At 67.0% G+C, this 2,952-nt stretch carries 3 protein-coding genes and 1 pseudogene; 2 read left to right on the plus strand and 2 right to left on the minus strand.

The window, feature by feature from the left end; genetic code table 11:
- Nucleotides 1-488: 488 nt before the first annotated feature.
- Nucleotides 489-1,952, plus strand: a complete 1,464-nt coding sequence (locus tag ACFYZY_RS29945) for a serine/threonine-protein kinase (RefSeq protein ID WP_388700396.1) — start codon at nucleotides 489-491, stop codon at nucleotides 1,950-1,952.
- Nucleotides 1,953-2,239: 287 nt separating this feature from the next.
- Entirely contained in the window at nucleotides 2,240-2,572 is a 333-nt protein-coding gene (locus ACFYZY_RS29950; protein ID WP_388700398.1) for a hypothetical protein, read from the plus strand.
- A 28-nt stretch (nucleotides 2,573-2,600) separates the two neighbouring features.
- On the opposite strand, the gene ACFYZY_RS29955 is transcribed toward ACFYZY_RS29950, so the two are convergent.
- Nucleotides 2,601-2,783 carry a hypothetical protein gene (locus tag ACFYZY_RS29955; protein WP_388700400.1) on the minus strand — a complete coding sequence of 61 codons (183 nt, stop codon included), beginning with the start codon at nucleotides 2,781-2,783 and terminating at the stop codon, nucleotides 2,601-2,603.
- 31 nt (nucleotides 2,784-2,814) lie between these two features.
- Nucleotides 2,815-2,952: pseudogene (locus ACFYZY_RS29960) on the minus strand (IS5/IS1182 family transposase); the annotation flags it as partial.

Consider the following 2,952-nt stretch of genomic DNA (forward strand, 5'->3'; position numbering starts at 1 on the left):
CGGCACCTGCACCACCTGCAGCCAACCCCTACCCCGCAACAGAACCAGACGAAGAACCTAACGAAGCACTACTAGGGCCTGTCCGGCGGATCATGGAGCTCGTAGACGTGTTGGCTAGTGCTCCTGGATCAGTAGCAATGCAGAGGGAGCATGCCGCTCGCTGCGCTGTTGGCAGTACCACTGGGGCAGCCCTGGGACGGGCTTGTGATCGTCACAGGCCCGGGTCTGCTTGTCACGTGGGCCCTCTATACTCCGCCGGTCAGAGGCACGGTCGAAGCGGGGGCGGAATGGATGAAAACGGGTATGTGACGGTGACCCATGCGGTGCTGATCGTGGTCGGCTGTGCGCTGGTTGTGCGGTTGGCGACGTTTTCCCTGCTGTCCGGTTCGCAGCGATGGGTGAGGCGGCGGGAGGCTGCGGCCTTTGCGGGTACTTCGGGCGGCGTGGGCAATTGGGCGATTCCAGCCATCGAGAGTTCGCTGGTCCTGATGTGCGCAGCCGGACTGACGTTCTTTCTGCCCAACACCGACAGGCCCGTCGACTTCCGGAACCTGACGACTGCGCCGTGGCAGGGCAGCCCCCTCAACGTGGGCGGCTGGATCTTCGAGCTGCAGCAGTGGGAGGACCTCCGCCTCAACCTGTACTGGGACCCCGTCTACGTATTCCTCGTCTGCATGGTCCTGGTGCTGGTGTTCTGGACGTTCACGCAGCGGAAGTTACTAACGGCGGGTATGCCCGCGGGGTTGTGGCGCTCTCCGCGCACGCGGACCCGGATCATCGGCGGCTTCGCCCTGTGGCTGCTGCTGATGGTCACGGTGATGCCCATCGGCGTGACCGTGGCTGCCGGAGTGTTCCAGGCCGTCGCCTTCGTCGCCGCCTTCCGGCACCGGCCCCTCGCCACCGCCGCCGCGCCCCCGGCACCGGCATCGGCACCGGCACCGGCACCGGCACCGGCATCGGCCGCACCCAGTCCCACCCTGTACGTTCCGCCCGTTGCGGCCGCACCGAGCACCCCTCCGGGGGCCGGTCTCCCGTCCCAGGGACTCCTCCACGCCTTCCCGCCCCTGCAACCGCACGAGCCTCAGGTCATCGGCGCCTACCACCTGCTCGGCAGGATCGGTGCCGGCGGCATGGGAACGGTCTACGCGGCCCGCCGCGCGGGCTCCGCCACACAGGTAGCGCTCAAGACCATCAACCCCGAACTCCTCGACAACGCGGATCTGCTGACCCGCTTCGAGCGCGAGGCGGAGGTACTGAGCATGGTCTCGGGCGCGTACACGGCCCGCGTCCTCGATTCCGGCGTGGACGCCGGACGGCCCTTTCTGGCCATGGAACTCCTCGACGGCCGCCCCCTCGACGCCCACCTGCGCGAACAGGGCCCGGTTCGCGCACCGCAGGCCCTGCGCGCACTCGCCCTCGCACTGGCGACAGCGCTCAGCGGCATCCACCGTCTGGGCCTGGTCCACCGGGACCTCAAGCCGGGCAACATCATGCTGACCAGCGACGGCCCGCGCCTCCTGGACTTCGGCATCGCGGCGATCGTGGACCGTACAAGGCTTACCCGCACCGGCGGTTCACCGGGAACGCTGACGTACATGGCCCCGGAACAGTTCGACGAAGCCCAGCCCGGCCCGGCCGCCGACATCTGGGCGTGGGCCTGCTGCGTGGTCGCCGCCGTCCACGGGGACAGCCCGTTCGCCGCGACCAGCATCGGCGCGGTGTACCGCAAGATCACCGAGACCGGCCCGGAACCGACCGCCCTCGCCGCACTGCAGTCCATCGACCCCGCCCTGACCGCAGTGGTTCTGCAAGCCCTGAGCACCGAACCGGCGGACCGCCCGGCCGACGGCACCGCACTGCTCACCCTGCTGACCCACGGCCCGGGAAACACCGTGCCGAATCCCAGAGCCGTCCACGAAGAGATCACACGGGGTTGGCAGGCATTGACTTAGACAGGCAGGTGCGCAAGTTCCAGCAAGTGCCTTATCTGGCCTTGCGGTTGCTGCGCAGACTGCTGCGCGGGTATGCCCGGTCGGGCCTTGTGGCGGCGTTCCGCTTCCGCTGCCCCCATGCAGCAGGCCGTCCGAGTGAGCACCGCGCTTGGTGCCGGCCGTAGAGCTCACCTCGGCTGGAACCCGCCGACGCCTTCCCCAACTCTGGGCAACGGCCCGGCGGCTGACGCATGGACGTGTCCTGGCGGCCCTTACAAGTGCCGCTACCTGCCAGTACTGTCAGGGCCATGGCAACGACAGAGAGAAACGGGCCTATCCTGGGCTGCGCGATTCCGATCGCCCTGGCTATAGCGGCCGCCGGAATCGCCTTGGTCATGTTCGGCTGGGACTTGGCCATGTCCGAGGCTGACGCCCTGTGCGGCAGCTCCACCATGCAGGACGGACAAGTCTGTGTCGTTGGGTCCGGCGAGGGTGCCATGCATCGCAGTGCCGATGAAATGCAAGAGGGGGAGGAGACCGCCCAGCAGATCTTCGGCTGGATTGGGATCCTAGCTGGAGGTGCCATCGGTCTGGGAGGAATCGTACTCATGGTCACCGTCATCAGACATCGGAACGATTAGGAGGAAATCTGACCTACTGATCTTTTCGTTAGTTCTGTGGGATTGGTGGGTGGATGGTGAGGCCGGTGCGGGTGAGGAATGACCAGGGCAGCTGTCGGTTGTGGTTGATGCGGTGGATGCCCTGTTCGGTGGCGTCGGCGGCATCGGCAAGGTGGTCGCCGGCGAGGTTGGCCAGTTCGCGTTTCTTGAGCGAGGACCACAGCAGTTCCACCGGATTGAGCTCGGGCGCATAAGACCGTGTCCTATGTGGTGAGGCGGAGGAGTCGCTTGTGGCAGCAGAGGGCCGCGGCGAGGCCGAGGAAGGCCAGGTAGTTACGGGGATGGCGCTCGTAGCGGTGGTTGAGCCGGCGGTAGCCGGTCAGCCAGGACATGGTCCGCTC

It is taken from the genome of Streptomyces sp. NPDC001744 (genome assembly GCF_042892575.1).
In the GTDB taxonomy this organism is placed as follows: domain Bacteria; phylum Actinomycetota; class Actinomycetes; order Streptomycetales; family Streptomycetaceae; genus Streptomyces.

Excerpts from the sequence above, each read along its gene's own strand:
- ACFYZY_RS29945 (WP_388700396.1), top strand. The coding sequence starts at position 489 with ATGTGCGCAGCCGGACTGACGTTCTTTCTGCCCAACACCGACAGGCCC.
- ACFYZY_RS29950 (WP_388700398.1), top strand. The coding sequence starts at position 2,240 with ATGGCAACGACAGAGAGAAACGGGCCTATCCTGGGCTGCGCGATTCCG.